At 44.3% G+C, this 618-nt stretch carries 1 protein-coding gene; it reads right to left on the bottom strand.

The annotated features are described in order from the left end of the window. Positions 1–572 (bottom strand): histidine kinase N-terminal 7TM domain-containing protein (locus A3729_RS07045; protein ID WP_369820099.1); only part of this gene is annotated, 572 nt, incomplete at its 3' end. Positions 573–618: the final 46 nt, after the last annotated feature.

Here is a 618-nt window from a genome sequence, read left to right on the forward strand (position 1 = left end):
TCAAGTAGGTCATGTTTCAATACTGCGTAGGTAGATATCACCACCATAAGGGCGACTGAAAGTAAGCCATAAGGCGGTATATTGATATCAAACTCAAGAGAAAGCGTCATCCCACCCCCTAAAAAACCCAGGGCAATCGTCATGATCAGATAGTCTAACTTTAACTTACCTGAGCGGGTTGTTTCGGCTCTCTCTTGCAGTAGGACATATAGAGTATGCCCAATAATCCCGGCAAAAAATACCGGAAACGGATAGAACAAGTTCCCCCCTACAGGGAACCAGAAAGCATCAAAACGAAAGCTGGGACTGTGTAGAAAATGCTCTGGAGCGATAAATATCAAACTCAAATAGAGAAGCGATAAAAGATAGTATGAGAAAGAAACACGCTCGTAGGCATGTTGCTTACCCACAAAGCTTACAACAAAGTGAAACAACAAGACCGGAAGGAATAACACGACTGAGTTAGCACAACGTGCCCAAAACAAAGCTTGTGAAGGCTCGTTGGTAGACATTCCAACGAACAAGCTAAAAGACCAGAGAGCCAAGAGCGTACAGATTAGGCCAAAAAGAATCGACCCTCCCTGGCGTTTTGCCGATAAGCAAAGTACTGCACTGGCT

This window comes from Oleiphilus sp. HI0043 (assembly GCF_001634935.1).